Annotated in this window: 15 protein-coding genes and 1 pseudogene; 12 read left to right on the top strand and 4 right to left on the bottom strand. The window is 37.3% G+C overall.

Annotated elements, in window-relative coordinates:
* Nucleotides 1–15 precede the first annotated feature (15 nt).
* A complete protein-coding gene (locus FJR45_RS05985) occupies nt 16–900 on the top strand; it encodes an energy transducer TonB (RefSeq protein ID WP_193151801.1) in 885 nt (294 codons plus the stop codon).
* Here FJR45_RS05985 and FJR45_RS05980 read toward each other — a convergent pair.
* Both FJR45_RS05980 and FJR45_RS05975 read right to left on the bottom strand, forming a co-directional pair.
* On the bottom strand, nt 897–1,823 hold the full coding sequence (locus FJR45_RS05980; protein ID WP_193151800.1) for an HpcH/HpaI aldolase/citrate lyase family protein: 927 nt from the start codon (nt 1,821–1,823) through the stop codon (nt 897–899). The genes FJR45_RS05985 and FJR45_RS05980 overlap by 4 nt on opposite strands.
* The gene (locus FJR45_RS05975; protein WP_193151799.1) at nt 1,813–2,160 is read right to left on the bottom strand and encodes a c-type cytochrome; all 348 of its coding nucleotides are present in this window, start codon (nt 2,158–2,160) and stop codon (nt 1,813–1,815) included. Before FJR45_RS05975 ends, FJR45_RS05980 begins: the two co-directional genes overlap by 11 nt.
* Nucleotides 2,161–2,220: 60 nt before the next feature.
* Between FJR45_RS05975 and folD the strand changes: the two genes are divergently transcribed.
* The 10 genes from folD (at nt 2,221) to metE (ending at nt 11,132) form a co-directional block, all read left to right on the top strand.
* The gene (gene folD, locus FJR45_RS05970; protein WP_193151798.1) at nt 2,221–3,078 is read left to right on the top strand and encodes a bifunctional methylenetetrahydrofolate dehydrogenase/methenyltetrahydrofolate cyclohydrolase FolD; all 858 of its coding nucleotides are present in this window, start codon (nt 2,221–2,223) and stop codon (nt 3,076–3,078) included.
* Between the two features lie 4 nt (nt 3,079–3,082).
* Nucleotides 3,083–3,892 carry a signal peptidase I gene (lepB, locus tag FJR45_RS05965; RefSeq protein WP_193151797.1) on the top strand — a complete coding sequence of 270 codons (810 nt, stop codon included), beginning with the start codon at nt 3,083–3,085 and terminating at the stop codon, nt 3,890–3,892.
* Nucleotides 3,879–4,556, top strand: coding sequence for a site-2 protease family protein (locus tag FJR45_RS05960; protein WP_193151796.1), 678 nt, complete (start codon nt 3,879–3,881; stop codon nt 4,554–4,556). The genes lepB and FJR45_RS05960 overlap by 14 nt, the downstream gene beginning before the upstream one ends.
* A gap of 10 nt (nt 4,557–4,566) precedes the next feature.
* Nucleotides 4,567–4,998, top strand: a complete 432-nt coding sequence (gene rpiB, locus FJR45_RS05955; RefSeq protein ID WP_193151795.1) for a ribose 5-phosphate isomerase B — start codon at nt 4,567–4,569, stop codon at nt 4,996–4,998.
* 22 nt (nt 4,999–5,020) lie between these two features.
* Nucleotides 5,021–5,353, top strand: coding sequence for a hypothetical protein (locus FJR45_RS05950; protein ID WP_151900383.1), 333 nt, complete (start codon nt 5,021–5,023; stop codon nt 5,351–5,353).
* A gap of 8 nt (nt 5,354–5,361) precedes the next feature.
* Nucleotides 5,362–5,913, top strand: coding sequence for an adenine phosphoribosyltransferase (locus FJR45_RS05945; protein WP_430739310.1), 552 nt, complete (start codon nt 5,362–5,364; stop codon nt 5,911–5,913).
* 2 nt (nt 5,914–5,915) lie between these two features.
* Nucleotides 5,916–7,115 (top strand): tryptophan synthase subunit beta, encoded by a 1,200-nt coding sequence (trpB, locus tag FJR45_RS05940; protein ID WP_193151907.1) that lies wholly within the window; start codon nt 5,916–5,918, stop codon nt 7,113–7,115.
* A 21-nt stretch (nt 7,116–7,136) separates the two neighbouring features.
* Nucleotides 7,137–8,543 (top strand): leucyl aminopeptidase, encoded by a 1,407-nt coding sequence (locus FJR45_RS05935; protein WP_193151794.1) that lies wholly within the window; start codon nt 7,137–7,139, stop codon nt 8,541–8,543.
* Between the two features lie 41 nt (nt 8,544–8,584).
* Nucleotides 8,585–8,782, top strand: coding sequence for a hypothetical protein (locus tag FJR45_RS05930; RefSeq protein ID WP_193151793.1), 198 nt, complete (start codon nt 8,585–8,587; stop codon nt 8,780–8,782).
* Nucleotides 8,783–8,852: 70 nt separating this feature from the next.
* The gene (metE, locus tag FJR45_RS05925) at nt 8,853–11,132 is read left to right on the top strand and encodes a 5-methyltetrahydropteroyltriglutamate--homocysteine S-methyltransferase (protein ID WP_193151792.1); all 2,280 of its coding nucleotides are present in this window, start codon (nt 8,853–8,855) and stop codon (nt 11,130–11,132) included.
* Between the two features lie 71 nt (nt 11,133–11,203).
* On the opposite strand, the gene FJR45_RS05920 is transcribed toward metE, so the two are convergent.
* The gene (locus tag FJR45_RS05920) at nt 11,204–11,527 is read right to left on the bottom strand and encodes an MTH1187 family thiamine-binding protein (RefSeq protein WP_193151791.1); all 324 of its coding nucleotides are present in this window, start codon (nt 11,525–11,527) and stop codon (nt 11,204–11,206) included.
* Between the two features lie 91 nt (nt 11,528–11,618).
* Between FJR45_RS05920 and ychF the strand changes: the two genes are divergently transcribed.
* Nucleotides 11,619–12,719, top strand: coding sequence for a redox-regulated ATPase YchF (gene ychF / locus FJR45_RS05915; protein WP_193151790.1), 1,101 nt, complete (start codon nt 11,619–11,621; stop codon nt 12,717–12,719).
* 232 nt (nt 12,720–12,951) lie between these two features.
* On the opposite strand, the pseudogene FJR45_RS05905 reads toward ychF, so the two are convergent.
* Nucleotides 12,952–14,417: pseudogene (locus FJR45_RS05905) on the bottom strand (IS1634 family transposase).
* Nucleotides 14,418–14,439: the final 22 nt, after the last annotated feature.

Genomic DNA, 14,439 nt, shown 5'->3' with positions numbered 1-14,439 from the left:
ATAAATGGATTTTTTTTGAACAGATCTTCTTTTGCCTTTTTTGTTGCTTTACTGATACATCTGCTTCTGTTTTTGCTTTTATGGATACTGTGGACTCTTACACCGGATACCGAAAAAAAAGCAGTTCCTAAAGAAAAAAGAATTAAAATATCTCTCAAAGAGATGCCAAAGAAGCATAAAAAATCAGGAATAACAAAACAAAAGCCAAAACCTGCAGCTATTGTTCCGCCAATGCCAAAAGGTTCCCAGCTTAAAAAAATAGTAAAACAAAAAACTGTAAAATATGAACCAAAGAAAACACCCAGAAAACCAAAATTAAACAAGCCGAAAAAAACTAAAAAAATCATCAAAAAAACAGTGAAACAGCCAAAGGTCAAACCCCTTCCGACAAAAAAATCCTATATTCCTTTAGAAAAAAAAGCCCAACCAAAAAAAATAAAAAAGCCAGAGGAAAAGCCAAAAAAACTCTCTTGGCTTTATGAAGATAAATCTGCCCAGGAAACAAAAAGTGTCAAGAAAAAAGCCACACACAACAACAGTAATATTTCTCAAAATATTAAAAAACTCTACGGGGATGAATTTGGCAAACTTACACCCGGACAACAGCAGTATATTTTAGATAACCAGGAGATTATGCGCAGAATTACCCAACAGGTCCTTAATCGTGTTGCAAGAGTCAATATCCCACGGGGTTTACATGTAAACAGAAGCAATGTAATAGAATTCTACCTGCATCCAAACGGAGATATGACAGGTTTTCGCTTTATTTCCAAGAGTGGGTACTATATTCTTGATGATACAACGAAAGAGACTATAGAGTATGCCTACAGCAGATACCCCAGACCAAAAGAGACAACGCTGATACGATACAATGTCTTTTATAATCTGGCAGGATACTAGTCTTTTTGTGCGGCCAACAGTTTCAGAGCACCTTTATATATCGGCTCGTCAATAAACCCATACTCTTCATCTACAAAACCGGTAATACCCTCATCACGATGCATCTCAAAAAGTTTCACAATGATTTTTGCCCTTTTTAGCTCTTCTGCTGTATCTACAAATATTTTACGTACAAGTTTCACCTGCCCCGGTGAGATACAGGCTTTTGCATCATATCCAATCTCTTTTTCAAGCAGCAACCATTGTTCAAAAGTTTTTAAATCTTCAAATTCCTGAAACACAAAGGAGACAGGTTTTACTTTCATAGCCTTGGCTGTAACTAAAAAATGTGCAAGCATATATTTCATAGTCGGATTTTGCAGATTAATCAAACTCTGTGGAAGCCCCATATCGGCAAACAAGTCTAAAATCCCAAGATAAAACACCCCTACTCTTTTATTTACTTTCAAAGTAGAAAGATTATGCCATGCCTGGGCTGTTTCTATAGAAAGATGCAAGTCTATTTCCTCATGCAAAAGAGCCAGTACATTTTTCACTTCTTCTTTGTTTTTAATTTTTGGCACACGAATTGCATCGGGCATAAACTGATTCAGATAGGTAATCTCATCATAGCCACCCTCATCCAAAGCATTCACACGAACAACCAGTTTCTTGTCACTCTTTTTAAGTTGAGAGAGAAAAACAGCTGCCAAAGCGAGAGCAAAAGGTTTATCCTCTTTGCTGACACCATCTTCCAGATTCAACATAATGCACTCTGCATCAAGGCTTTGTATTTTAGAAAGATGTTTAATATTATGACAAGAGAGCATCAGTACTGATTTAAAACTGTTTTTTTTGTTGATGTGGCGAAATGTTGGCACAGCCAAAGCATCAAGTGCAGCCAGGTCTCTGTTTTCGTACGCTTCTTTAATTTTACTTAACATCTTTTTTCTTTTTATCGTTTTTGTGCAGATACAGATACAGGGCCTGAATTTCTTCTGTCGTTAAGAAATATCTCGGCATACCTCTTTTCCTTTGGTTCAGAACTCTATAAAAGCTATTGAATTCAATGTTGTTAATTCTTGGACCGACAAAACTTTTTTTCTTTTTTTTATGCACATAGTCAGCTATGACTTTCCCCTCCCCGTTCTCTCCGTGACAATTTTGACAGCCTATGCCTCTTGGGTTTTTATAAAGTTGTGAAGCATATTCCATCGGTGTTATAAAAGTACTTGAAGCGTATACAAACAGGGGAATCATTAAAAAAAAGATATGTTTCATCATTAGCCTAATATTATTTTAAAAGGGTATAATATCAAAAAATTTATTTAAGAGGTTTAAATGCAGATTCTTGATGGGAAAGCACTTGCAAAAAAAATTGAAAACAATGTGGCAGATGAAGTTGCCAAGTTAAAAGCACAAACAGACAGAACTCCAGGACTTGCCGTAATACTTGTAGGACAGGATCCTGCGAGCCAGGCATATGTCAGCATGAAGAAAAAAGCCTGTGACAGGGTCGGTTTTTACTCAGTCAGCCATGAAATGCCCGAAGACATTTCTCAAGATGCGATAGAAAATACCATCAAAATGATGAATCAAAACCCAAATATTGACGGAATACTGGTGCAGCTTCCTCTGCCTCCGCAAATTGATACAACAAAGATTCTTGAACTTGTTGATCCTGCAAAAGATGTTGACGGTTTTCATCCCTACAATGTAGGACGCCTTGTCACAAACCTGGACGGTTTTGTACCCTGCACACCACTGGGTGTCATGGAGCTTTTAAAAGAGTACAACATTGATGTAAAAGGAAAGAACTGTTGTGTTGTCGGTGCTTCGAATATTGTCGGAAAACCTATGGCTGCTCTTTTGCTCAACGCAGATGCCACTGTTGAGGTGTGTCACATCTTTACTGATGACTTAAAAAAACATACATTAAATGCAGATATTATTCTTGTCGGTGTCGGTGTTATTAATCTCATCAAAGAAGATATGGTCAAAGAAGGCGCTATCATAATAGACATTGGAATTAACAGAGCCGCCAATGGCAAACTTGTCGGTGATGTGGATTTTGAAAATGTCAGTCAGAAATGTTCCTATATTACTCCTGTTCCCGGTGGTGTCGGACCGATGACTATCGCAATGCTTTTGAGCAATACACTCAAAGCCGCAAAACTCAATGCACAGCAAAAAGATTGATTCGATGAAAAAAATCTTACATAAAGCATATAAATGGTCAAATTCCTGGACAGGGACTGTTGTCATTGTCCTTTTTACTATCTTTTTTGTTGCCCAGGCTTTTCGTATTCCAAGCGGCAGTATGAAAGACTCCCTTTTGATCGGAGACCATCTTTTTGCCAAAAAATTTGCCTACGGTATTCCTATGCCCTACATTCCGTTTTTGGAAATTCCCATCATTCCATGGAGCAAAGAGCTGAAAATTGTCGATGGAGACACCCCAAAGCACGGTGATATCGTCATTTTCAGATACCCTGGAAACATTAAACAGCATTTTGTAAAACGCTGTGTTGCTCTTCCGGGAGACGAATTGTTTGTTGCTGACAAAAACCTGTTTCTTCATTTTAAAGAAGGTGACGAATGGATTAAAAAGAATTATAAAGATTATGAAATAGCAATTTTTGACGGAAAACTGTGGGTAAAAAATCCTTATATGAAAAAACATCCCGGTATTCATCATGATCCGAAAATCGTAAATAACGGGCGTTTTCCGATACAGATTTTTTATGTAAATCCGCTCAAAGTCGAAAAAAACCATTATTTTATGATGGGTGACAATCGTGACCACTCCAATGACAGCCGTTTTTGGGGAAGTGTTCCTTATGAAAATATTGAAGGAACACCTTGGTTTATCTATTTTTCAATTGACAAAGATTATAAAATTCGATGGGACAGAATAGGAAAAACACCTGCCGACTTGGAAAAACCGGAGCACTTAAAAAAAGCAATACAAGAAAGAGAAGAAGAAGACAAAGAATATTATGGACTCACTTGATTTATTAAAAATAGCAGCTGCCGTTTTAGCACTTGCTGTTGCAATTATCGGACACGAAATTATGCATGGCTGGGTTGCTTACATGTACGGTGACATGACAGCCAAAAATGCAGGACGTTTAACAATAAACCCAATTTCGCATATAGATTTGGTCGGAACTATCATAGTGCCTGCTACTATGTACTTTTTACCGATGCTGTTGGGCTCAGACGGGGGAATACTCTTTGGCTGGGCAAAACCTGTTCCAATCAATACCTTTACAGTCATAAGCAGAGGTGGATATAATGCCGCCATGCAGGTGGATTTAGCAGGTATTGTCTATAATTTTACTATGGGTGCAGTTGCAGCAATTACTCTGACTGCTATGAGTACACCGACAACTGCTGACTCCCTGTTTTATATATTTTTCTATATATTTATATACCAACTGCTTATCATCAACATCGTTTTAGGCGTATTTAACCTGCTTCCGATTCCCCAGTTTGACGGTGGGCATTTTTTAATGCATCTTGCGTTAAAATATAAAATAAATTCTATTGCAGAGTTTTATTACAAATATGACAGATACGGGATTATTATTGTACTCATTATTTTAATGACCCCCTTAAATCAATATGTACTTTTTATGCCGGTGCAGGCAATTATACATTTGTTACTATCTTAGAGGAGAAAAGATGAAATTTTATATAGGTACCGACCATGCAGGTTTAGAACTGAAGAACTGGACAGTAGAGCTTTTACAATCAAAAGGACATGAAGTACATGACTTCGGTCCATACACAACAGACAGAGTTGATTATCCTGATTATGCACATAAAGTTGCTACTGCAGTCTTAGAAGATGAAAACTCCCAAGGTATTTTAATCTGCGGGAGCGGAATCGGTATGAGCATGGCAGCCAACAGACACCACGGTATTCGTGCTGCACTGTGCCATGATGCCTATACCGCAACTGTGGCACGCGGACACAATGATGCAAATATCTTATGCTTTGGTGAGAGAATTGTCGGAAAAGGTGTTGCAGAATCCATCATTGATGCATGGATAGCAGGAAGCTTTGAAGGTGGCCGTCACATTGCCAGAGTCGCAAAAATAGAAACACTCTAACAAATACATTCAAGGAAAAGCTATGTTTGGAGAATGGTCACTTTTAACAATACTCTCTATTGTCTCTATATATTTATTTGTAAAAATGTTTTATTTCAAAAGCATTACAAATAAAGAACAAAGAAGCAATGACTTAATGAAATTAACGCTTCAGGAGGCAGAAATTTTAATTCGAAAGTACCAGATTCAACTCCAGCGTGCTCTTGGAAATGTCGATATATTAAGCGAAGAACTGACAAAACTCAGAAATGAATTAAAGGTTTTAAAACAAAGAAATGCAAAACACAGACAGGAAGTAGACAGGCTCAATGCAAAGATTAAAGCACTGGAAAGTCGTATTGACGCACTTTTATAAGGATGAAAATGATAACACTAAGTAAAACTGAAAAAAAAATCTTGGAAGACTCAATCAGAGATATACAAGATTTTCCAAAACCGGGTATTGTCTTCAAAGATATCACTACTTTACTCAACAACAAAGAGGCATATGGTGTTTTGATGAATCATCTTTACCAAAGATATAAAGAGTATAATCTTGAATATATTGCCGGTATTGATGCCAGAGGTTTTATATTCGGAGCGGCTTTGGCACAAATGCTCGGGATTGGATTTGTACCTATTCGCAAAAAAGGGAAACTTCCCTACACAACCATCAGCGAAAAATACGCACTTGAATACGGAGTAGATGAAATCGAAGTTCATATAGATGCTTTTGGCAAACAAATCGGTGCAAGAGTCCTCGTAATAGATGATTTAATAGCTACAGGCGGTACAGCAAATGCGGCTGCCACACTTGTCAACCAGACAGGTGCTGCATGTATCGAATGTTGTTTTATTATAGGCCTTACCTTCCTTGACGGTATAAAAAAACTACAAGAAAAAACTGATGTATATTCAGTGATAGAGGTTAATTAATGATGTATATTCCCAGCCCTTCAAAATATGATCCTGACGAAAACGGACATTTTGGAATTTTCGGTGGTCGCTATGTTCCTGAAACACTTATGCCGGCACTTCTGCAACTCAAAGTTGAATATGAAGCTATTCGCTTTGATGAAGAGTTCTGGAAAGAGGTCGACTACTATCTAAAAGATTATGTCGGCCGTCCGAGTCCTTTGTTTTATGCCGAAAATATTTCCAAAGAAATCGGTGCAAAGGTTTACCTCAAGCGTGAAGACTTAAATCATACCGGTGCGCATAAAGTAAACAATGTTATTGCACAGGGTTTGATGGCAAAACGCTTAGGTTATAAAAAAGTCATTGCAGAGACTGGTGCGGGGCAGCATGGTGTGGCAACAGCAACCATCGCAGCACTGCTTGATTTGGAATGTGAAATATTTATGGGTGCAAAAGATGTAGAGCGTCAGGAACTGAATGTTTTTCGCATGAAACTTCTTGGTGCAAAGGTCAATGCTGTTGAGAGTGGCAGCAGAACACTTAAAGATGCAATGAACGATGCCATCCGTCACTGGGTCACCAATGCAAGAGATACCTTTTACATCATAGGAACAGTCGCCGGTCCACACCCCTACCCTATGATGGTACGCGACTTTCAGGCAATTATCGGCTGGGAGGCAAGAGCGCAAATTTTACAAAAAGAGAACAGACTGCCGGATTATGTGCTTGCCTGTATAGGCGGAGGCAGTAATGCTATCGGTATGTTTCAACACTTTTTAGATGATAAAGAGGTGCAGTGTATCGGTATTGAAGCCGGTGGACTTGGCTTAGATACGAACAAACACGGCTGTTCTTTGGAAAAAGGGCGTCCCGGTATTTTGCATGGTCAGATGAGCTATCTGCTCCAGGATGAAGACGGACAGGTTCTTGAAGCGCATTCTATAAGTGCAGGACTAGATTACCCCGGAATCGGACCCGAACATGCTTTTCACAAAGACAACAAATCAGTTATTTATGACAATATAACCGATCAGGAGGCTTTGGATGCTTTTGTATGGCTTTCGCAAAAAGAGGGAATCATTCCGGCATTTGAAAGTTCCCATGCAGTCGCTTATTTAAAAAAGATGCCTGATATAAAAGACAAACTCATCATCGTCAACCTCTCAGGCCGCGGTGACAAAGACATGATTCAGGCAAAAGACATTTTGCATTTTGATTAAATTTATGAAAAAAGGAACACTATGAATATAAAATTAATTACCGAAAAAGCATATAATGCAAAAAACAATGTGAGTGTAGAATTTGTCATGCCTCAGAATCTGGGCACACACAAATACTATAAACTGCTTAACAAGTCAGGTTTCAAAGCCAAACAAGACACTCTGTGTGCTTTGTATGAAAAGAACATACTTGTGTGCGGCATTGAAGATAGCAGTGCTGATAATATTCGCAGTGCGGCAGGCACAGCAATAAAATCTTTAAAAATATCAAACTATAAATCTGCGAGTTTTACAGTAGAAAAAAACAATATCAAAGCTCTCGTGGAAGGTTTAATCCTTGGCGGATATGAATTTAACAAATATAAAACAAAAAATGAGAAGCAGAAGTTTAAAAACATCTACCTTACATGTAAAGATGTAGCCGAATTAAAAGATGCTTTTGAAGAAGCTGTCATTATAGCTGATGCAACATGCTATACACGTGATATTGTAAATATTGCTCCTGATGATTTGAATCCACCCTCTTTTGCAAAACTGGCGAAAAAACTGGCACGGGAAAATGCTCTTGAGTGTACCGTTTTGGGGCATAAAGAGCTTAAAAAAGAAAAATGTGAGGCAATGCTTGCAGTCGGCCGCGCTTCATGTCATGATACAAAGCTCATTCATCTGGCATACAAACCGAAAAATCCAAAGAAAACCATATCTCTTGTTGGAAAGGGTCTGACCTATGACAGTGGCGGACTCAGCCTTAAACCCGCAACTTCTATGGTCACTATGAAAATGGACAAAGCCGGAGCCTGTGCAGTGCTGGGTATTATAAAAGCAGTCAGTGAATTAAAACTCGATATTGAAGTACACGCTTTTGTCGGTGCAGTTGAGAACATGATAGGCGGAAATGCCTACAAACCTGATGATGTTTTGACTTCTCGCAAAGGCGATACGATAGAAGTAAGAAATACCGACGCAGAAGGTCGCCTGGTCCTTGCGGATGTCCTTGATTATGCCCAGGAAAAAGTAAAAGCGGACTATTTGTTTGATTTTGCAACACTTACGGGTGCCTGCATGGTAGCACTTGGACAATATACAACCGGCGTTATGGGACATTCCAACAGACTCAGACATGACATTTCCAAAGCTTCGAGCAGAGCCGGAGAATTAACAGCTTCCCTGCCGTTTAACAAGTATTTGAAAAAACAGCTCAAAAGTGAAATAGCCGATATCTGTAATATTTCAAACAAGCCTTACGGTGGAGCGATTACAGCCGGACTTTTTTTAGACAACTTTATCAAAGAAGAAAACAAAGACAAATGGCTGCACTTTGACATAGCCGGAAGCGCTTATACTGAAAGTCCCTGGGATGTCAATGTATATGGCGGAACCGGTGCAGGTGTTCGTTTTATGAGTGAGTTTCTAAAAAGCATCAAATAATTATGCTATAATTGCACAATTATATTTGCAAAGGAGAGAAGATGTCATTAAAAGAACTGTTTCTTGCAACTGCACTCGCACTGTTTAACAGTTCAAAACCGTGTCATTGTCATCTCTTCTTTACCATTAAATCAAAATTGATGGTTTTACTCAACCACTATATTCCGAGATGCCCATACTATACAGTATGTTTTGCATTTCGCCGCAGTGGTATCCACCCTCCTTTTTCAATATCCTAAACAGTTAATCAAAAAAAATTTATAAAAATAAAATTTTAGTCAGAAATGACTCAAATCAAAGGATATTGTAATGTCAAAAAATACATATGTAGTAGGATTTCCAAGAATTGGAGAACAAAGAGAACTGAAATTTGCCCTTGAGAAATATTGGGCCAAAAAAAGCAGCTTTAGTGAAGTTGAAAAAGTAGCAAAAACATTGAAGCAAAGACACTGGAACTATCAAAAAGATGCAGGTATAGAATATATCAGCACAAATGATTTTTCTTTTTATGACAACATGCTTGATATGGCAGTCACACTAAATGCTGTGCCAAAGCGCTTTGCACATCTGCAGGGGGAAGAACGCTATTTTGCAATGACAAGAGGCAACAAAGATGCCGTAGCGATGGAGATGACAAAATGGTTTAATACAAACTATCACTACATCGTTCCTGAATTATCACTTGAAGATGAGTACAAATTAAATGCCGATAAAATCATATCAGAATATAAAGAGGCAAAAGAACAGGGGCTTACATGTAAGATTAACATCATAGGACCATTGACATTTTTAGGGCTTTGTAAAAGAGTGGACGGTGGTGATACTTATGAACTGTATTCTAAAGTTTTGGCTGTATATGAAGATCTTCTTCAAGAAATAGCCAAACTTGATGAGAGTGTTACTTTACAAATTGATGAACCTATATTTGTAAAAGACCTTGAGACAACAGTGCTGAGCCTTATAAAACCGACCTATGACAAACTTGCCAATGTTTCTAAAAATATAAAAATTGCAGTTGTAACATATTTTGAACACTCATGCGAAGCAACAAAAATTCTTTTGCATACTCCGATATGGGCTCTTGGACTTGATTTTTTATATGGTCAAGAAAACTTTGACTCACTCAAGCTCATTGCCAAGTCCGACAAAACACTTATAGCAGGTGTGGTTGATGGAAGAAACATTTGGAAAAACGATATTGAAAAGAGTATTAATATTCTCAACAATATTGCTTTACATGTAAACAAAAATAATATCTTGGTTTCTTCTTCATGCTCTTTGTTACATGTACCTTTTAGCTTAAAATATGAAGAAAAGATGGATCCTGAGATAAAAAACTGGCTTAGTTACGGCGTTGAAAAGTTAGATGAAATTTCGCTTATCAGTAAAATCTTTTTTCATTCAAAAGAGGCTTTACATGTAAATGATCTCGAACGCTTAGAAGCAAACAAAAAAGCAAATATTTCAAGAAAAACTTCAAAACTAATTCATGATGAAGAGGTACAGGCAAGAGTTTCCGGCATCAGTCAGTATGAACGTGAGGGAAAATATGAACAAAGGATACAACTGCAAAAAGCAAAACTGCAATACCTGCCACTGGCAACAACAACTATCGGTTCATTTCCCCAAACACCAGAGATAAGACATGCCAGACGGGAATATAAAAATGGTAACCTGGATGAAAAAAGCTATAAAAATGAGATGAAAAAATACATAGATGACTGTGTATCTTTTCAAGAAGAGTGTGGACTCGAAATTTTAGTCCATGGGGAACCAGAGCGCAATGATATGGTTGAATACTTCGGAGAACAGCTTCAGGGTTATGGCTTTTCCCAAAACGGCTGGGTACAGAGTTATGGCAGCCGATGTGTAAAGCCGCCTTTCATTTACGGTGACATTTCTCGTCCAAAACCAATGACAGTAGACTGGATCACCTATGCGCAAAGCAAAACAGACAAAATAATGAAAGGTATGCTCACAGGTCCTGTTACGATTTTAAACTGGTCATTTGTGCGTGATGATATGGAGCGCAGTGAAGTCAGCAAGCAAATTGCACTTGGAATTTGTGATGAAGTGGATGATTTGCAAAAAGCCGGCATCAAAATCATCCAAGTTGATGAAGCAGCATTTAAAGAGGGCTATCCTTTGCGAAAAGCAAAAGTGCAAGAGTATGAAGATTGGGCAGTAAGAGATTTTAAGCTCTCAGTAAGTTGTGCAAAACAAGAGACACAGATTCATACACATATGTGCTACAGTGAATTTAATGACATTATTGCGACTATAGAAGCTATGGATGCGGATGTTATCTCGATAGAAACGGCGAGAAGCGGAAATGAATTGTTGAAAATTTTTGCAAAAGTCGGCTATAAACAAGAAGTTGGTCCAGGTGTTTATGATATTCATTCACCGAGAATTCCATCTGTAGAAGAGATTGTCACACAGATTCATTCACTCTTGGAGGTACTTCCAAAAGAGCAGTTATGGATAAATCCTGACTGTGGACTTAAAACACGTAAATGGGAAGAAGTAAAGCCAAGTTTAAAAAATATGGTTGAAGCTGTGAAACTTGTCAGAGAAACGTTAGGCTAAAGCAAGTTTAAAAAATATGGTTGAAGCTGTGAAACTTGTCAGAGAAACGTTAGGCTAAAGCCGGAAGTCCATTATTTTTGGACTTCTCTCTTGAGTTGTGTTTCTATGGACTTAATCTTTGAAGTCAGTCTGTTTTTCGTGTTTTTACGTATATCAAATTTCAATGAAGAATAGACTCTGTCACAACCGCTTACCTGCTCATACGCAAGTTCAATAATGTCTAAAGCCTCACGCATTGTATTTGTTTCTACAACTGTTCCCATCGGAGTGAGTTGGTATGCTACGCCGCTTTTATCTATAGCATCTACTATCTTAGCCACCTGTTTGGATACGGAACTGCCATCTCGACAGTTATCAGATGTCGGAAACATTGAAAATTCTAAAAGTACACTCATTTATTCATCCTTTAACTTTTAGCCTATTGTACCACTCTTAATTTTAACTTTACTTAGATATAATTTCAAAAAATATTTCTAAAGGGTTATCATGGGATTAGCAATAGGCTTAGTCGGACTTCCAAACGTCGGTAAATCAACAACTTTTAATGCATTAACAAAGGCACAAAACGCGGAGGCAGCCAACTACCCATTTTGTACCATAGAGCCAAACAAGGCTGTTGTGCCTGTTCCGGACAAAAGACTGCATGAACTTGCAAAAATAGTCAATCCTGAGAGAATTCAATATTCTACTATTGATTTTGTTGACATCGCAGGTCTTGTAAAAGGTGCAAGCAAAGGCGAAGGTCTTGGAAACAAATTTCTTTCAAACATACGTGAGACAGAAGTGATTTTACAGATTGTCAGATGTTTTGAAGATGAAAATATTGTGCACAATGAAGGAAGCATTGATCCTTTGCGTGACGTAGAAATCATCGAAGGTGAATTGATTTTGGCTGATATTGAAGTGCTTGCAAATCGAATCGAGAGACTTAAAAAACAGGCAAAAGCCGATAAAAGTGCAAAAACTGTTTTAGAAATGGCCCAAGAGCTTTTGGAGTTTTTAGGCGAAGGAAATTTAGCACGCAACTTTGAAAAAGCAGACTCTGATGAGTATCGCCAACTCAACCGTGAAGTGCGTTTTTTAACCGACAAAGAGATTATGTACGGTGCAAATACGGACGAAGACGGTCTTTTGGAAGACAATGAGTATGTAAAAGCATTACGCGAGCATGCAGAAAAAAACAATTGTGAACTTATCAAACTTTGTGCAAAAGTCGAAGAAGAACTCATCGGGCTTGAAGATGATGAAGCGCAGGAGTTTTTAACAGATTTAGGTGTTGAAGAATCCGGACTTGAACAGATTATACACAAAGGTTTTGATAAACTCGGTCTTATGAGCTACTTCACTGCCGGTGTAAAAGAGGTGCGTTCTTGGACGATTCGTAAAAACTCAACTGCCCCAAAAGCAGCAGCAGCCATTCATAACGATTTCGAAAAAGGCTTTATCCGTGCCGAAGTGATTGCTTATGAAGATTTTATTGCGTGTGGTGGTGAAGCAAAAGCAAAAGAAGCCGGAAAAATGAGATTAGAGGGAAAAGAGTATATTGTTCAAGATGGTGATATTATGCACTTTCGATTTAATGTGTGATGCAAATAATATATTAGCTTTTAAGAAAATCAGCCTAGACTAAAGTCTAGGTTCCGAAAAATCTACTCAACTTTTTCGGAACCCGTACTTTAGTGCGGGCTTTATGTCTTAAAAGACTAAAACCCTGTTCTAAGCTTGGAGTCAATATGAAATTTGTAGAAACTCTTGTCTTAGAAAAGTAAAGTGTTTGCACTTTACCTCTCCTGACTTTCGCGATAAGGCACACAAATCATCAATCAAATATTTTGAGAATTTGTTGCTGAATTTTTGATGGTTTGATAGGGATTGTTTTATCTCCAATCTTTACCACCAAGAAATGCTCAATAATCTTGCGTAAAAGCTTCAGAGAAAATTTAAATTTAATCCCCTTGAGCTTGAGTCTTCTTTCAAACTCCATAAAAACAGCATACGCTACAAAGCTTATAAGCACATGTGCTTTTATTCTGTTTTCTAACCTATGATAAATAGGCCTAATTCTTAAATCAGTTTTTGAAATTCTAAATGCTCTCTCAACTGCATACTGATTTTGATAGTGAGCTATAACATCATCAGCTTTTAAAGTAAAATCATTTGTAGCAAATCCTTTAATGCCGTCAAGTTTTTCATCCTGTATTACTTTATTTGGATTGAGTCTGTATTTGATACTACATTTATCATCTATATCAAGATATTTTGCATAATAAGAAAGCTTTAAATCTGATTTGGTAATGTTTTTTTTATCAAGGGCATGTTTATTTTTTCAAGTGCTTTTTCCCTTGTGCGTTTATCTTTTTTTGCTCTTTTGGAAGAGTAGGTTAATATAAGTCTTTGTCGGATTTCTAGCTTTTTATTTTTACCATTGTCATCTTTGTAAACTATTTCTTTTGTTATATCTATTGTATGGATAGTACCGTCATCAATAAATGGTAAGTTTGCAATTTTTTCTTTGAGTTCTTTATCAATATTTTTAATTTTATAGGCAAGGATATACTTGTAGTTGTTTTTCTCCAAATAAGCAATATTTGCACTGTTTAACATCCCTTTATCGGCTACAACTATTGGTTTGCCGGAGAGGCTGAATCTTGTTTGAAACTTTTGTAGTATATCAACAAGGGTATGTCCTTCAAATTTGTTACCTTCATATACTTCAAAGCTAAGAGGATAACCTTGCAATGTTGTAAAGAGACGAAGCTGTATTTGGGGACGGTTGAGTTTTCCCTCTTTGGAAAAACCTATGCGGCGCAGGTCATCTTCACTTTCGCTCTCGAAGTGTAATGTCGTTACATCGTAAAAAGTTACAGTAATGGTGTTATTCATTATCTTTTTGGTGTGTTTGAAGATGCAAGTTTCTATTTTATTCTTTATATCCGTAGTATAAAGGGTATCTAAGAAGCGATAGATCTTATCTTTGCTTATTTCTTGTTGTTTAAAATATTCAAGATAGTGCAGTAATTCTAATTTGCTACCGGGATAGATGATTCTTGAAAGAACCAAAGCACGAAAAAGGGTACTTTTTTCTTGTCTGTTACGAATATCTTTTGAGCTATTCTTTTCAAAAATCTCATTACAACCTATTGTATCAAATAATCTTCCAAATATAAGTTCATCGCCATATGAAGTAATATCTTGCGTCGTTATTTGGGAAAATAACTTTTCAAGCTTTTTTTGTTCATCATCTATTTTTGAAGCATGCAAAAGATTATTCTCTAATTCATCAATTCTGCGAAGTGCTTGATTGTAG

Origin of the sequence: Sulfurimonas sediminis (genome assembly GCF_014905115.1) — a bacterium.
Lineage (GTDB): Bacteria > Campylobacterota > Campylobacteria > Campylobacterales > Sulfurimonadaceae > Sulfurimonas > Sulfurimonas sediminis.
The sequence above is the reverse complement of the archived record's forward strand: the minus strand, read 5'-3'. Positions and strand labels throughout refer to the sequence as shown.